At 65.6% G+C, this 15359-nt stretch carries 10 protein-coding genes; 9 read left to right on the top strand and 1 reads right to left on the bottom strand.

Features of this window, described 5'->3' with window-relative positions; translation table 11 throughout:
* Nucleotides 1-2: 2 nt before the first annotated feature.
* The 4 genes from IEY82_RS06660 (at nucleotide 3) to IEY82_RS06675 (ending at nucleotide 4349) form a co-directional block, all read left to right on the top strand.
* Nucleotides 3-980 (top strand): aldo/keto reductase, encoded by a 978-nt coding sequence (locus tag IEY82_RS06660; RefSeq protein ID WP_189123072.1) that lies wholly within the window; start codon nucleotides 3-5, stop codon nucleotides 978-980.
* Nucleotides 981-1070: 90 nt separating this feature from the next.
* Nucleotides 1071-1403, top strand: coding sequence for a hypothetical protein (locus IEY82_RS06665; RefSeq protein ID WP_189123073.1), 333 nt, complete (start codon nucleotides 1071-1073; stop codon nucleotides 1401-1403).
* The gene (locus tag IEY82_RS06670; protein WP_189123074.1) at nucleotides 1400-3526 is read left to right on the top strand and encodes a carbon starvation CstA family protein; all 2127 of its coding nucleotides are present in this window, start codon (nucleotides 1400-1402) and stop codon (nucleotides 3524-3526) included. Before IEY82_RS06665 ends, IEY82_RS06670 begins: the two co-directional genes overlap by 4 nt.
* Nucleotides 3527-3605: 79 nt before the next feature.
* Nucleotides 3606-4349, top strand: coding sequence for an SDR family NAD(P)-dependent oxidoreductase (locus IEY82_RS06675; RefSeq protein WP_189123075.1), 744 nt, complete (start codon nucleotides 3606-3608; stop codon nucleotides 4347-4349).
* A 356-nt stretch (nucleotides 4350-4705) separates the two neighbouring features.
* Here the strand turns inward: IEY82_RS06675 and IEY82_RS06680 are convergent, their stop codons facing one another.
* Nucleotides 4706-6673 carry an ATP-binding protein gene (locus IEY82_RS06680; RefSeq protein WP_189123076.1) on the bottom strand — a complete coding sequence of 656 codons (1968 nt, stop codon included), beginning with the start codon at nucleotides 6671-6673 and terminating at the stop codon, nucleotides 4706-4708.
* Nucleotides 6674-7217: 544 nt separating this feature from the next.
* On the opposite strand from IEY82_RS06680, the gene IEY82_RS06685 reads away from it, so the two are divergent.
* From IEY82_RS06685 to IEY82_RS06705, 5 genes are read left to right on the top strand one after another with little or no spacing between them, the layout of a single operon-like run.
* Entirely contained in the window at nucleotides 7218-9785 is a 2568-nt protein-coding gene (locus IEY82_RS06685; RefSeq protein ID WP_189123077.1) for a Z1 domain-containing protein, read from the top strand.
* A complete protein-coding gene (locus IEY82_RS06690) occupies nucleotides 9782-10798 on the top strand; it encodes a PD-(D/E)XK motif protein (protein WP_225262190.1) in 1017 nt (338 codons plus the stop codon). The genes IEY82_RS06685 and IEY82_RS06690 overlap by 4 nt, the downstream gene beginning before the upstream one ends.
* Nucleotides 10795-12852: a hypothetical protein gene (locus IEY82_RS06695; RefSeq protein ID WP_189123078.1), complete on the top strand. Its 2058-nt coding sequence runs from the start codon at nucleotides 10795-10797 to the stop codon at nucleotides 12850-12852. The genes IEY82_RS06690 and IEY82_RS06695 overlap by 4 nt, the downstream gene beginning before the upstream one ends.
* The gene (locus tag IEY82_RS38920; RefSeq protein WP_225262188.1) at nucleotides 12849-13745 is read left to right on the top strand and encodes a hypothetical protein; all 897 of its coding nucleotides are present in this window, start codon (nucleotides 12849-12851) and stop codon (nucleotides 13743-13745) included. The genes IEY82_RS06695 and IEY82_RS38920 overlap by 4 nt, the downstream gene beginning before the upstream one ends.
* The gene (locus tag IEY82_RS06705; protein WP_189123079.1) at nucleotides 13745-15220 is read left to right on the top strand and encodes a DUF6339 family protein; all 1476 of its coding nucleotides are present in this window, start codon (nucleotides 13745-13747) and stop codon (nucleotides 15218-15220) included. The genes IEY82_RS38920 and IEY82_RS06705 overlap by 1 nt, the downstream gene beginning before the upstream one ends.
* The last annotated feature ends 139 nt before the right edge of the window (nucleotides 15221-15359 follow it).

Below are 15359 nucleotides of genomic sequence, written 5' to 3' on the forward strand. Positions count from 1 at the left end.
TCATGGAGCAGCGGGTGTTGGGGCGGACCGGACGGCGGGTGGGCGTGGTCGGGCTCGGCGCCTGGCAGCTGGGGGCCGACTGGGGTGACGTGAGCGAGGCCGACGCGTTCGCCGCCCTGGAGGCCGCCGCCGACGCGGGGGTGACCTTCGTCGACACCGCCGACGTCTACGGCGACGGGCGCAGCGAACGGATCGTCGGCCAGTTCGCCAAGGGGCGGCCGGAGCTCACCGTCGCCACCAAGATGGGCCGCCGGCTGGAGCAGGTGCCCGCCAACTACGTGATGGCCAACTTCCGCGCCTGGAACGAACGCTCCCGCCGCAACCTCGGCGTCGACACCGTCGACCTGGTGCAACTGCACTGCCCTCCCACCCCGGTCTACTCGTCCGACGCCGTCTTCGACGCGCTCGACACACTGGTCGAGGAGCAGAAGGTGGCCGCGTACGGAGTGAGCGTGGAGACGTGCGAGGAGGCGCTGACGGCGATCGCCCGGCCGGGCGTCGCGACCGTGCAGATCATCCTCAACGCGTTCCGGCTCAAGCCGCTGGATCGGGTGCTGCCCGCGGCCCGCGCGGCCGGGGTGGGCGTGATCGCCCGGGTGCCGCTGGCCAGCGGCCTGCTGTCCGGCCGCTACGACGAGCACACCGTCTTCGCGCCCGACGACCATCGCAGCTTCAACCGGCACGGCGAGGCGTTCGACGTCGGCGAGACGTTCTCCGGCGTCGACTTCGCGACCGGGCTGGAGGCGGTCCGCGGGCTGGCGCCGCTGGTGCCCGAGGGGGCGACCATGGCGCAGTTCGCGCTGCGCTGGATCCTTGACCAGCCAGGCGTCTCCGTCGTCATCCCCGGCGCCCGCAACCCGGCCCAGGCCGCGGCCAACGCTGCCGCCGCGGCGCTGCCGCCGCTCCCCCAGGCCACCCTGGCGGCCGTTCAGGCCGTCTACGACGAGCTGATCCGCCCGCGAGTCCACGACCGCTGGTAAGGGGCACGGCGGACGCGATCTCTTAACAGGCGTCTTTACTCGGTGATGATCGAGGACTAACTTCTGAAGCAGCTCACTCAGGAGTGACAGATGTCTTCGATGATGATGACCTCCGCGGCTCGTGACGCGCTGCGCGAGGATGAGGTGATCTTCTTCGACTGGCATGTCGTCGGCCTCTGCTGCGCGGACGCGGGAGAGTTCTCGGTCCGCCCGCTGCGCCGGCGACGCCTGCCACGACGCGCGCGCCAGATCGGATCCGCGCCCGTGTACGCCCACCCGACCGCCTGGGTTCATCTCGCCGGGCTCCCGGTCACCGTCGACTGCCGCGCGCTGGGCCGCTGGCGGCGGTTCACGACCGACCTTCCCCCGGACGCCGGACTGCGCTGCTGCCTTGGAAGACCCTTATCTGGAGGTAATCGGTGAACGTGCGCTCCATCATCGTCTGGACGGCGGTCGCCCTCGTCGGCGCCACCGGCTGGGCTGTGCTAGCACTGTCCCGGGGCGAGAACGTCAACGCGATCTGGCTGCTCGCGGCGGCGCTCGGTTCCTACGCCATCGCCTACCGCTTCTACGCCCGGTTCATCCTGCGCCGGGTGCTCGGCGCCGACGACCGCAGGGCCACTCCCGCCGAACGACTCGACAACGGCATCGACTACCACCCGACCGACCGCCGGATCCTGTTCGGCCACCACTTCGCCGCCATCGCCGGCGCCGGCCCGCTGGTCGGCCCGGTGCTGGCCGCGCAGATGGGCTACCTGCCGGGCACGATCTGGATCATCGCCGGCGTCATCTTCGCCGGCGCCGTCCAGGACATGGTCATCCTGTTCTTCTCGATGCGGCGCAACGGCCGGAGCCTCGGCCAGATGGCCCGCGAGGAGATCGGCCCGGTCGGCGGGGCGGCGGCGCTGATCGCCGTCTTCGCCATCATGATCATTCTCTTGGCGGTGCTGGCCCTGGTCGTGGTGGGCGCGCTGGCCAAGTCGCCGTGGGGCACGTTCTCCATCGCGATGACCATCCCGATCGCCCTGTTCATGGGGTTCTACCTGCGCGTGTTCCGGCCCGGCCGGGTCATGGAGACCACGGTGATCGGCGTCACGCTGCTGGTGCTGGCGATCGTCGCCGGCGGCTGGGTCCAGGAGTCGAGCTGGGCGCCCACCTTCACGCTGAGCCCGTCCGCGCTCTCCCTCTGGCTGATCGGGTACGGCTTCATCGCGGCGGTCCTGCCGGTCTGGATGCTGCTGGCGCCCCGCGACTACTTGTCCACCTTCATGAAGATCGGCACGATCGTCCTGCTGGCGATCGGCGTCGCGGTCACCATGCCCACGCTCCAGACCACGGCGTTCACGGAGTTCGCCTTCAACGGCAAGGGGCCGGTCTTCGCCGGGTCGTTGTTCCCGTTCGTGTTCATCATCATCGCCTGCGGCGCGCTGTCCGGGTTCCACGCGCTGATCTCGTCCGGCACCACGCCCAAGATGATCCGCAAGGAGTCGCAGGTCAGGATGATCGGCTACGGCTCCATGCTGATGGAGTCGTTCGTCGCCGTCATGGCCATCACCGCGGCCTCGATCCTGAGCCCCGGCCTCTACTTCGCCATGAACTCCCCCGCTGGACTGGTCGGCGCCACCGTCCAGACGGCCTCCGAGGCGGTCACCAACCTGGGCTTCGTCATCACCCCCGAACAGTTGCAGGCGGCGGCGCAGGCCGTACAGGAACAGACCCTGATCGCCCGCACCGGAGGGGCGCCCACCCTGGCCGTCGGTTTGTCGCAGATCTTCTCCGACTTCATCGGCGGGCCAGGGCTACAGGCCTTCTGGTACCACTTCGCGATCATGTTCGAGGCGTTGTTCATCCTCACCACCGTCGATGCCGGCACCCGGGTCGGCCGGTTCATGCTCCAGGACACGCTGGGCAACCTGTGGAAGCCGATCGGCCGCGTCAGCTGGTGGCCCGGCCTGATGGTGTCCAGCGCGGTGGTCGTCGCAGGCTGGGGTTACTTCCTCTACCAGGGCGTCAACGATCCGCTCGGCGGCATCAACCAGCTCTTCCCGCTGTTCGGCATCGCCAACCAGCTGCTCGCCGCGGTGGCCCTCACCGTGGCCACGACCCTGCTGATCAAGAGCGGCCGGCTGAAATGGGCGTGGGTGACAGGGATCCCGCTCGCCTGGGACGTCGCGGTCACGCTCACGGCGAGCTACCAGAAGGTCTTCTCCAGCGACCCCATCCTCGGCTTCTTCGCCCAGCGCGCCCGCTATCAGGCCGCGCTCGACCAGGGGCAACTGCTGGCCCCGGCCAAGACGCCCGACGCGATGCGGCAGATCGTGTTCAACTCCACCGTGGACGGCATCCTGGCCGCACTGTTCGCGATCCTCATCATCGTCGTGCTCGTCGACGCGATGCGGGTGTGGGCGAAGGCGATCAGGACGAGAGAACCACTGCCCAACACCGAGGCGCCGTTCGAGGAATCCAAGATCGTCGAACCGTCCGGGCTCATCGCCACCCGCGAGGAGCGTCGCCAGATGGCCGAGACGTCGTCCCGCGACACCTGACCTCCGGCTCGGTACGGTCATCGGTACGGCTCTCGCCCTCGGCGGGAGCCGTACTCGTGCGGCTGCTAGGGTGCGGCGGGTGAGCGGACGTGGAGTTCTCGTCACCGGGGCGTCGCGAGGCATCGGCCGGGCGGTCGCGGCGGCATTCGCCGGCGAGGGCGACCGGGTCGCGATCCACCACCGCGACTCCGCCGAGCAGGCGCGGCAACTACTCGGCGAGCTGCCGGGGCAGGGGCACACCGTCGTCCAGGCCGACCTGGCCCACCCCGACGAGGTGCGGCGCATGGCCGACACGGCGGCCGAGACGCTCGGCGGCATCGACGTGCTGGTCAACAACGCCGGCATCTTCCTGCACCACCCCATCACCGAGCTGTCCTACGAGGAGTGGCAGGCGGCCTGGCGGCGGACGCTCGACGTCAACCTGGTGGGCGCGGCCAACGTCACCTGGTGCGCGCTCCAGCACATGCCCGCCGGAGGCCGGATCGTCAACGTCTCCTCGCGCGGCGCCTTCCGCGGCGAACCCGACGGCCCCGCCTACGGGGCGGCCAAGGCGGGCCTCAACGCGTTCGGTCAGTCGCTGGCCATCGCCCTCGCGCCACGCGGCATCGCGGTGGCCACCGTGGCGCCGGGTTTCGTGGCCACCGACATGACCAACGAACACCTCAAGCCGCCCCGGGGCGACGAGATCCGCGCGCAGAGTCCGTTCGGCCGGGTGGCCGAACCGGAGGAGATCGCGGCGGCCGTCGTCTACCTGGCCTCACCGGCCGCCGAGTGGGCCAGCGGCGCCGTCCTCGACCTCAACGGCGCCTCCTACCTCCGCTAACCGGTCGGGTGCGAGCGGCCCATGACGAGGCGGCCACGTGGGACAGATGCGGGATGATCTTACAGATGACATGGAGAGTGCGAAGCATCCATGCAGGTCAGGGCAAAGGAGCCAGCTGTACGGCCCCCGCTCTCCTACAGCGGGACCCGAGCTCGTTACTGGGCCAGATGAAGGACTACAGACAGACTTGCCACGCAGACAGGCCACGAGTCCTCTGAACTCCTCCTCGCTATGTAGTTGCTCCACTCCCAGCCAGTAGACGCCCAGGACTGCGGCGTAAATCTCGTCTGCGAGTGTGAAGAGATCGCCGCACTCGCAGACTCTCGCAGACCGGCATAATGAGACTTACGACGCGTCTATGTGTTCGTGTCGTTGCGGCGACCGAACAAGCCTCCTCCTTGCGTGAGGATGCGGCCTTCGACGTTGGTGAGTCCGAGGAGCGCCGCCGACAGCGCCTCAGGCGTCAGAAGCGCCTGGACATCATCACGTCCCATGAGAACCGGGTTCCCCTCCTCTGTTCTGGCCACGAGGGTCCCGTCGAGCCGTTGCGCGTGGACGACGTGAGTGACTGCCTCTTCGCCATACACGCGTAGCACAACACTCTCTACCTGAGCCGGATCCGACTTGGGCCATACTTGGTTGGCCCAGTAGTTGACCTCTTGAACGAAGACGGGGTGACGCCTGTTGAGATAGACCACCCCTCGGTATTCGACCCCGTCAACTTTCTGGCAGTCGTTCGGCACATAGCGCGCCAGCTGTTTGGCCTCATCGGCGTCGAAGTTCTTCCACTTGAAGGCGGGGAACCCTCCACGACCCTTCGAGATTGTTCCGGTCGTGGAACCACCACCCGCAGGAAGCAGTACCTGCCGGGGACCAGAGGCTCCGCGTGGCCGAGCTGAAGATCCCTGCTTAGGACTGTCTCCGCTCGAATCCACGCCACCCCCGCCGGCTGACGAGCTCGTCGGGTTGCCGGTGATCTTGCCGATGGCCGAGCTGAGGACACGCGAGGCTTTGAAGCGGGGGTTGAGACGGTCGAGGATTCTGGACAGATTCTTGGCGAGCGAATCCGCATCGACGTGCGCGTTCCTGTCCTCGCGGGCCTTCTCACGCGCCTCGGCCAGCTCTTTCGGAAACTGATCGAAGAATCTGTCCCCCCACTCTTCCCACGGCAGCTCTAGCCCACCCTTGGAGATGAGGATGTTTCGCGATGCCTGAGTGAGGACACCCCATTCCGTAGGCCGGCTGTCGCTGTACACCGGGGGGCGGACGATGAGCCAGGTCCGCCCCATCAGTTCGTCTGTGATACCGAAATGCCGGTATCGGGACTTGCTGTGCTCAGCGTGATACGCCTCGCCCTGGTAGTCCACGACCACGACGGGGCGTTGATCGATGTAGTCGGAAGTCCCCCCAACCGGTTTCTCCGGCTCGGGCACGTAGAACCAGTCTGTTTCCGTCCCGTGGTCGTCCACCACTACGGTGCCGTTGAGAGCCGTGTCGGGGATGAAGTGCCTCAGACCATGGATACGCCGTGGTCGCCAAACCTTGGCCTCGCCGTCGGGCAGGATGACGGTCTTGTCCCGCGTATCGCGTCGATCGTTTGAACGCTTGGCGTAGAGATCGACAACCGTGGTCTCGATGGGACTGCCGTCACGTGAGGGGATTTCGATCAGCCGGCTGTTGAGGTAGCGGATCAGGCCGTCGACGTTCTCGTGCCGTGACGCTTCGGGATCGCCGCGCCAGGTGTCAGCTTCTGGCCCTGCTCCGAGAAGTACCATGATGGTACCTGTCGTGGTCATCCACGACGGTCTGATCAAGCTCCAGTCGCAGCCGTTGTCCTCGTCGTAGAACGGGGCCACCACGTCTGTACGGCTGACGAAGTCGCCCTCCTCGTCCGCCGCGTTCCATTCCTTGAGGGCGTAGTTGCCTTCGGCGTCCCGTTCGATCCACAGCATGGCACCGTCCGGCGCCTCGTCGCTGTAGCTGATGACGACGACACCATACGGGTTCCACGGGAGGACCGAGGATTTGAATCCCTGGCCGAAGTTGCCGTCGACACCGATGGGCTTGCCACCGCCGCCGAAGGTGGTGAGGAAGGTGCGCAGATCATCCGGTCGCATGCCGGAACCGTTGTCCATGATGGTTCGGCGGAGAACACCCAGAGACTTGGCGGCCTGTTCCTCGATGCCGAAGTGGATGATCGAGGCGCCGCTCTCTTCGGAGTTCTTCCACGCCTCCCGAGCCCACTGGTACGGGCCGCCGGCTTCGTACGCTTGGCGGATGAGATGGGAGGTCGCCTCTGTGGGTACGTGAACATACCTGGGCATCTGACTCTCTTTCTCCCTAGAGCCGCAGCCCTAGAAAACAGAGGCAAGAGCGGAGGTGCCCTTGCCGACTAGGACCCTACGCAGTGCCACTGACATTTCTGCCGCAGCTGGCCAGACGGACGCCGCCGACTTCGGAGAGCAGCTTTCCTGCAGCCCGGAAATGTGTCCGTTTTCGCACCCCACGGATACCAGAGTCCGATATGACGTTCAGCGCTGAGTGGTCCTGTTCTAGGCGGCATCAACGTCCCGCCCTCCTGAAGCCATGGATTACCGAATCCACCGGAACCGCCCCCGCGGATCGCGGTCAGTCCGTCGTCAAAACACTCCCTGTTCAGACTTGGAGCAACGACATCGCCACAGTTCGTCTTCACCCTGGGCGATATCGTTGGCGGGCTGCAAACTGTCGTTCACTAGTCGTATGTTGACTCTGGTTGGCCGGACCAGCCGATGACTCGGACCGTTCCAGCGGCTTCACCGGTCCTGAGTCACGCGTCGTACGCCAACCGCATACCGCTGTCCCCTAGAGCTGTTTAGCAGGAGATTCATGGACGACGAGTTCGAAGACAATTACGAGACGTTCAGGGCTCTCCTCGATGCCTTCAACCCCGCTGAAGCGATCAAGAGGCTCGAGCTGATGCAAGTCGACCCTGCGGTGATCCAGCGCATCAGGGAACGGCATGAGCAACAGACCATTGTGATCAGGGAGCTCGAAGAGCCGCACTCGGTTGTGTTGGGCAATCGAGACACCTGGTACACCGGCCCGTCCCCCAGGGACAAGTGTTGGCCCGCGATTGTCGGCCACCTCGAGAAGGCCGGCTGGTCCGCGTCGGCGATCGGCAGCCTCGACACCGCCTCCACCCGCATCGTCTCGCTCCTGAGCCACCCCAAGGAGAAGAAGTTTTCGACGCGAGGTCTTGTGGTTGGCTACGTGCAGTCCGGCAAGACGACGAACTTCACCGCAGTCATGGCCAAGGCGGCCGACCGCGGCTACAAGCTGTTCATCGTCTTGGCCGGCATCCACAACGGCCTTCGCAGGCAGACTCAAGCGCGACTCGTCCAGCAGCTCGTCGAGCCGAACCCCACCCGTTGGCATCAGCTGACCGACCTCGAGCGGGACTTCGTGCCGACCGCCAATGCCGCCTCCTTCTTCGGCAAGAGCAACAAGGCGCATGTGCTCTGCGTCGTCAAGAAGAACGCCACAGTCCTGCGCAAGTTCGCCGAGTGGCTCAAGTCCGCCTCCGCGTATCTGCAGGACTGCCCGGCGCTGATCATCGACGATGAGGCCGACCAGGCGACGGTCGCCACCAAGACGATCAACCCGAGGATCAGGGAGATCCTCGACTGCCTGCCCAAGGCTGCATACGTCGGCTACACTGCCACGCCTTTCGCCAACCTGCTCATCGACCCGAGCGCCGATGATCTCTATCCGAAGCACTTCGTCGTCAACCTGCCCAAACCGGAAGGACACTTCGGCACCGAGGTGCTCTTCGGTCGGTATGCCCTCGATGGCGAGAACCCGGAGGAGGTCGACGACGGCTACGACATGATCCGCGAGGTGCCCGACGAGGACGTGGAATGCGTACGGCCCCTTAAGAAGACCGACGCCGCGGGGTTCATACCCGAGATCACGGAGACCTTGAGCGACGCTGTCCGCTACTTCTGGATGGTCACCGCGGCCCGGCGAGTGCGTGATACCGGCAACCCGCACAGCACCATGCTCATCCATACGAGCGTCAACACCGCCGTCCACAACAGCTTCCGAATCCCCTTGGAGCGCCTTCGCGACCGGATGAAGGACGAGCTGGAGATTCCAACCGTGCTGCAGGCGCTTCGTGACCTGTGGGAGGCCGAGACGGGAAGGGTGCCGACTGAGGACTTCGGCGAGGCCAAGGTTCCGTTCGAGGATCTCCTCCCCGAGTTGCCCGGCGTCCTGAACGACTGCCGGATCGTGATGGACAACTCCAGCAGTGAGGACAGGCTCGACTACGAGAACGGTCCCGTGGTGGCCATCGCCGTCGGTGGCAATACCCTTTCACGAGGGCTCACGCTGGAGGGCTTGTCGGTCAGTTATTTCGTGCGCGCGGTGTCGGCGTACGACACGCTGCTCCAGATGGGCCGTTGGTTCGGCTACCGCGACGGTTACGCCGACCTGCCCCGCATCTGGATGACGGCCGAGCTGAGCGAATGGTTCCGACACCTGGCCACGGTAGAGACCGAAATGCGGCGCGATATCGACATCTACATGACCGAAGACAAAACGCCGCAGACCTTCGCGGTGCGGCTGCGCACCCACCCTGCGCTCCGGGTCACCCAGGCCGCCAAGATGAAGGACGCGGTGAAGGCGGCCTCCGCCTACGGCGGCCAGCGCGTGCAGACGCGATACTTCCGAACCGACGCCGAATGGCTCAAGGACAACCAGACAGCTGCGAAGCGTCTCGTCGCCCAGGCCGCGCAACATGCGGCCAGACGTGAAGAGCGCCCTGGGGACGGTCGCTACATCTTCCGAGACGTCCCGTACGACCTCGTGCTCGATTTCCTGAAGCGATACCGCTTCCATGAGAAGTCGCAGGAATGCGACGCGGATCTACTCATCGGCTACATCGAGAAGCGGGTTCGCAGCGCCGGTTCCCTCCGGCGGTGGAACATCGCGATCGTTGGGAATCCTGTGAAAGACGACGACACAGCATTCGAGTTCGCTCCTGGGGTGGCGGTCCAGCGGATCGTCCGTGCGCGGCTGGAAACCACCGAAACCGGCTTCGCAGACATCAAGACGCTGATGAGCCGCCGGGATGCCGCCGTCGACTTGGACGGTGACACGGGGAGCCTCACCGAGCAGGAGATCAAGGTCGAACGGCAGAGGCAGCTGCCCGACAGGGGGCTGCTTGTGCTGTACCCAATCGACAAGGTCTCCTCGCCACCGCCACGGGAGAAGCAGCGCCGCCTGCCGCTCGACGCAGACGAGCACGTGATCGGCGTCGGCCTGGTCTTCCCTCAGCCGCACGGTGAGGACAGCGCCATCGAATGGATATCCGCAGACCTTTCGGGCGTCGACCCGGACGTGGACATCGAAGAGGTGGACTTCAGTCCGATCGAGGCTGAGGACGTCGCGTGAACGACGGTCTCCGTGACCTCATCGATCGATACTGGAGAGAGCTGGAGTCTCGGCACGTCTCCGGGGAGCGCAAGCTGCGCGTCTCCGAACTCCCCGTAGACACCGACCAAGGACGCCTGGCGGCAGCCGTCGACCACGACGGGCACCGCCACATGCTGGTGCCCATCGCCTCCCAACAGAGCGTTCGGCGAGGTCTGGACGGACCGGTCCTCACATTGCGCAAGCACCCCCTCGAAGGGGAAGACAGCTATCAGGTGTACGCCGACCTGGGATGTCTCCGCTCAGATCTCAACGATCTGTTCACCATGCTGTGCGCGGACGTGCTGAGGACCACCGGCGACATGCCGGAAAGTCCGTTGAAAGCCCTATACCGAGTACTGGATCGGTGGAAGTCGCTGCTCCAGGCGAAGGGCATGCCACTGGGTGCGGAGCAACTGGCCGGACTGTTCGGCGAACTCACCGTGCTCGTGCGGCTGTTGCTAATGGACAGCAGCGCCCATCGGCTTTGGCAGGGGCCTCACGGCCATCGCCACGACTTCTCAGCTCCATACAGCGCCGTCGAGGTGAAAACCGCGAGCGCCGGTGAGAGCCGTCGCGTGCGCATCCACGGCCTCGACCAGTTGCAGCCGCCGACAGGCGGCTCTTTGCAGCTGGCCTGGTATGACGTGAGGCGGACTTCTTCGCAGGGCGAGGGGTTCCTGGAGTTGATCGAGCGGGCGCTGCGCATCTGCGATGACGAGACCGCATTGCTGGGTCTGCTCGCCGGCGTCGGCTTCCGCTTATCCGACGCCTCTCTCTACCAGGACGTCCGTTTCACCATCGTCGAGGAGCGTTGGTATGAAGTGGACGCTTCGTTCCCCAAGCTAACCAGTAACGATCTTGCAACGGCAGGCATCCCGGTCACCGTGACAGACGTCGCCTACACAATCGACCTGTCCAGCGAGCCACCGTCCCCATTGGAATCGACCCGCGTGAACGAACACCTGTCTAGCATGATTCGGGAGTCATCATGACGACGATGTCCTGGTACTCCCAGCCCTTCCCGGCCGAGGGCGCGAGCGTGGCGGAGGGGATCCGCAACCAACTCGGCCGGCCGGAACTGGATCTACTGACGATCTTAGTCCGGGAATCGGCACAGAACAGCTGGGACGCCCGCCTGCGAGACCATGCCGAACCGGTCGACTACACCATCGAAATGTGGACCGTGGGACCGGCCCACGCGATGACGTGGCGCAACCTGCTCTCGCGGAACGCTCCCCTCAACACCTATCTGCCGCTCCGTCAGACGCTGCAGAACTCGACCATCCGCGTGATGGCGATCTCCGATCGAGGCACCAGCGGTCTCGGGGGCCCCACCCGCGCCGACGAGGCCGTAACCAAGGAGCACGACTTCGTCTCCTTCGTACGCAACGTCGGAGAGCCGCGCGACACCGAACTCGGCGGCGGCACCTACGGGTTCGGCAAGGGAATCTTCTATCTGATCTCAAGGCCCGGGACGATCCTGCTCCACACCCGCTGCATCGTGGACGGCGCCTACGAGACCAGGCTGATGGGATGCGCTCTCTGGAAGAGCTACGTCGCCAGTGAATCCGGTCGGGACAGGCGGTACACCGGTCGGCATTGGTGGGGCGATGTCACGGCTGACGTCGTCGAGCCGCTCGTCGGCAACGAGGCGGAAACCGCGGCCCGTCAATTGGGTCTGCGTCCCTTCAAGGACGAGGAAACGGGCACGACCATCGTCATCATCGACCCCAACCTGGAGGGTCGAGAGCCGGCGGAGGCAGCCGACTACCTGGCGGAGACGATTACATGGCACCTGTGGCCAAAGATGCTCGACTCCCCCGAAGGTCGGCCGTCAATGCGTTTCTCAGTTGTGTGCGACGGCGTCGAGCATCCCGTCCCCGATCCACGCGAGACTCGGCCCCTCAACCTGTTCGTCGCCGCATATCAGGCAATGGAGGGCGTGGACGGCAAGGTGTTGGAGTGTCTGAAGCCTAAGAAGCGCCTGGGGCGGTTCGGATTGGTCAAACGCACCGCGCCCGCGTTGGAGGCCACTGACGCGTCCAGGATGCTGAACATCGAAAGCGCCATCCACCACGTGTGCCTCATGCGCCCAGCAGAGCTCGTGGTCACTTACCGGCCTGGGCCCAAGCCTCCGAGCGAATACCAGCACTACGCGGGTGTCTTCCGTGCCGACGTCGACCTGGACGAGATCTATGCCAAGGCCGAGCCCCCGACACATGACGCATGGAACCCGCAGTCTCTCGAGTTTCCGGAAAGCACCTACGTCAACACGACGTTCCGCCGCATCGACGATGAGTTGACCAAGCTGTTCGGCATCGGCGGCGGTGCGCGCGGCGTCTCGGCCAAGGTCGCACTGGGGGCGGCCAGCACGATGTTCGCCTCACTCGTCGGCGGTTCCTGGGGAACGGGCGGCGCCACCGATTATGGCAAGCCGGGCAGCACCGAGACTCCCTCCCGGAACCCCGTCCCGGCTGCTTCCGACCAGGAGACGAATCATCCCCCCGGCGATTCGGGAGCGTCGGGCAACACAGGGACAGGCTCGACTACTCATCCCGACATGACTGCTACCTCCGCCGATGCGAGCTCGGCACCTCCTACCAGCTCCGAACTACTCGATGAAAGCAGAACGGCGGGCGGCTCCGGTCCCTCCGGCACAGGCGCGAGATGGATGGGAGGAGGTTCCCCCGTCACACCTCCTAGACGCCGGCCCCGCGTCGAGTACATCGGTAACCCCTACCACGGAGAACGGTCTGACATCCCCGTGCTGATCCAGGAGTTCCGTCTACCCGTGCCCGGCACGCAACGTGTACGCGTCGACCTGGCCGTGGCGTTGACCGGCGTGGGGGGGCGTGAGACCGAGGCACCGTTGGGAGCGGAGACACCTCGCTTGATCGGCTTGGAGGGCCCGGACGGCACGATGGACCTCACTCCCTCACCCGTGGTCGAAGGCGGCGATGGGACGACCTGGCGTGCGATCATCCGTCCTGCACCTGACACGATGACGGAGATCGACATCGCCGCAGAAGCGGTGTACGCCTCATGAGTCGCCGCGCGCTGCCGTACCGTCGTCCGTCCGAGGACGTGGTGCGGACCGAAGCATGGCTGCTGGTAACCGACGACGGTGAGCTGCCGCTGCCCGAGTCGCTGCCCGACTGGGACTACCAGATGGACTTGCGGCTACGTCGCAACGTGCATGTCGACCTCGAACGCGCCAGGTCCGAAGCCAGCCTCCCGTCTGACGCCGCCCTAACCCTCGCGGCGATCTGGACCGCCACCGGCTCGAACCTGCGCGGCCCGGCGTATCGCATGCGGCTCGCGAGTTCCGACCCCGGAGAGGTCGAGATCACAACGCACCTTCGTGGGTCCGATCTCGGCGGAGTCCTCATCCTGGACACCGCCTTGGTGCTGTCGGAAGCTTGCACAAGCAGCAGACCGCCGGCGCCGCGTCGCGCCGGTTCAGTGCTGTGGAGCGACCGCCGGTCGCTGCGGCTACAAGGCGACGCCCCGCAGTTCCCCATGGCGGTGATCGACTTCGCCAAGACCTCGTTTCCCGATGGCGCCGCGTGGCATCTCCAGATCGGCGGCAACCTGCATGGGGCGACCATGGGGTCGCTGCTGCTCTTGGTGAATGAGAAAAACACCGTTACAGCGACGGCGTTCCAGAACGCGGCGAAGCCGCGGCCCGTAGACCGGGTCGTCCTGTCAGCTGTCTACGCCGATATCGCCCGCATCATGATCGAACATGCGCTGCACCATGAGGACTTCAGGGATGAGGCGATCTTCCCGGACGATGCTTTGGGGGCCACGTTGACGTCGTTGTTCCACCAGTTGTTCCCCGGTTCATCGATCAACGACGTGAGGCTTAGAGCCGACCGCTCGCCCAGCCTCTTCTCTTCGGAGCTTCAAGCCGCCGTGAAGATCTTCGGGGAGGTGTGATGGGGCTCCTTTATCCCCGACTTCTGGCCGGCCAGGCCCGGCCGATGCACGAGGAATACCGGAGGCTGCGGGTCGACGAACTCACCCTCCGGGTCGCAGCCAGTCACGACTCCGCCGTATACGTAGCCACAGGCGGCGACCGGGTCTCTGAAGCCAAGCTGCACGATCTTCGCCAGCTGGTGGTGGACATCGCCAAGGAGTCGGGCTTCCCCGATGAGGCCAATCGCGAGTCTCGAAGCGCCTTTGACCTGCGCCTCGGGGCCGCCCTGCACGCCGAAATGGGACTCGTCCCCGCTGAGGCCGCGTCTGGGGACGTCTGGGCATTCCTCGCTTTGGTACTGCTCCCCGACGTCGCTTACTGGCGATATCCCCTCCCGCCGGGCGATCGAGTCCTGGGCACCGACCTCACCCGCCACGTCTTCGGACGCATGTGGTGGCGCGCCCAACTCGTGCACTCTTCCGACGACCCCGATCCGTACGCGGCGCTGAAGACCCTCGGGGAAGCGGCCTTCGACCAGATCTACACGCGCCGCAGAGCGCTCGGCAACAGCCCGCACCTGGTCAAGGGCATCCTACGGCTGTGGAGCGAACTCGATTTCACGGGGCTCGACGAACGACTGGCCCTGCGGGATTTCCTCATGCGGTTGCTCCGCCTCGCCCCCTTCGTGCTCTTCGAATCCCTCACCGATCAAGCGCTCGACACCGAACTCCGCGTCGCCGCGCAGGAGACTGTCACCGCGTTGCTCAGCACGACCACGCTGACTCCACAAGAACAGCAGTCCAGGATTGACTCGGTCTTCACCCGCGCGTCGGGCGCAGTCGCGGGTGTCACGTCGCCGAACATCGCATCGGCCGCCCCGGTTGGCGCCGCCCCGGCACCCAGCTCGTCCGATCAAGCAGACGCTGCGTCTGCGAGAGAGCCGACCTCTGAGCGCGCCGGAGACCCTACTCATCCCGGCGCCGGTCCCGCCCCGTATACCGCCTACGACGGTCCGGGCTTCGGTGACCCCAGGCAACTCGGCCTGCGAGAACGTGCCGAGGCCATCGCAGCGGTCGTAACGGCCGAAGGACCGGTCCAAGCCGTGCGCGTGCTCCGCGTCATCACTCGGCTGGCGGGGCTCCCCACACCTGACGTCGCGGTCAACGGGTTGACGGATGCGGTGAAGTACGCCCGCCGGATCAAGTTGATCGAGGTGGAGGATCATGCGGGGCAGGCCGGACAGCCGACCGTCACGCTGCGGTTGCCTGATCAACCAGCTTGTCTCCTTCGGATGCTCGGGCCACGCGATCTCGACGAGATACCGAATCAAGAGCTGGCGATGGCTGCGAGTCTGGTGCAAGCCGACGGACTGGTGCACGACCTCGACGCGCTCGCAAACCGAACCGCCCGGCTCCTCGGCTACGACGAAGCCCCGGAGCACTTCAAGGAGGCGCTATTCGACGCTCTCCGGAAATACGGCACTGCGAGCCCTTGACCCCGAAGGAGCGTAGTGGCGCTTCTACAGCAGCCAACCGCTTCGCTCTGCGTTCTCCCATGAGGCCGCACCACGTTGAGGCACTGAGGCGCATCCAAGTGACTACCCTGCGCTATCAGGATTAGTATTCGATTCCAGG

This window comes from Nonomuraea cavernae (genome assembly GCF_014646355.1).
Lineage (GTDB): Bacteria > Actinomycetota > Actinomycetes > Streptosporangiales > Streptosporangiaceae > Nonomuraea > Nonomuraea cavernae.

What these genes read in the sequence shown, in the direction of transcription:
- IEY82_RS06660 (WP_189123072.1), top strand. Translation starts at nt 3, where the DNA reads ATGGAGCAGCGGGTGTTGGGGCGGACCGGACGGCGGGTGGGCGTGGTC.
- IEY82_RS06665 (WP_189123073.1), top strand. Translation starts at nt 1,071, where the DNA reads ATGTCTTCGATGATGATGACCTCCGCGGCTCGTGACGCGCTGCGCGAG.
- IEY82_RS06680 (WP_189123076.1), bottom strand. Translation starts at nt 6,673, where the DNA reads ATGCCCAGGTATGTTCACGTACCCACAGAGGCGACCTCCCATCTCATC.
- IEY82_RS06685 (WP_189123077.1), top strand. Translation starts at nt 7,218, where the DNA reads ATGGACGACGAGTTCGAAGACAATTACGAGACGTTCAGGGCTCTCCTC.
- IEY82_RS06695 (WP_189123078.1), top strand. Translation starts at nt 10,795, where the DNA reads ATGACGACGATGTCCTGGTACTCCCAGCCCTTCCCGGCCGAGGGCGCG.
- IEY82_RS38920 (WP_225262188.1), top strand. Translation starts at nt 12,849, where the DNA reads ATGAGTCGCCGCGCGCTGCCGTACCGTCGTCCGTCCGAGGACGTGGTG.
- IEY82_RS06705 (WP_189123079.1), top strand. Translation starts at nt 13,745, where the DNA reads ATGGGGCTCCTTTATCCCCGACTTCTGGCCGGCCAGGCCCGGCCGATG.